This window comes from Nonlabens ulvanivorans (assembly GCF_000732625.1).
Lineage (GTDB): Bacteria > Bacteroidota > Bacteroidia > Flavobacteriales > Flavobacteriaceae > Nonlabens > Nonlabens ulvanivorans.
Window position 1 is genome coordinate 1 of sequence record NZ_JPJI01000017.1, and the last position, 289, is coordinate 289.

The window sequence follows — 289 nt, forward strand, 5'->3', positions numbered from 1 at the left end:
ATTCTCTGGTGTGATTCCTTCTCCACTTCCTGGAGTCGTCTCATAAGCATCATCCAATCCATTCATGTCACTATCTACTCCAGTTGGTGCTGTGTAACCTGGTGTGTCTTGGCCTTCTACGTTATCTGGTATACCATCATTGTCAGCATCTTGATCGAACTGATCGATAATACCATCACCATCACTATCAAAACTGTCTACTACGCCATCACCATTAGCATCATTGGCTGGTGTAACATCTTGGTAGTTTAAAATACCATCATTGTCATCATCGCCTAATGGATCTACT

At 42.2% G+C, this 289-nt stretch carries 1 pseudogene; it reads right to left on the reverse strand.

Going from position 1 to position 289, the window contains the following annotated elements:
• A pseudogene (locus IL45_RS15230) lies at positions 1–289 on the reverse strand (gliding motility-associated C-terminal domain-containing protein); the annotation flags it as partial.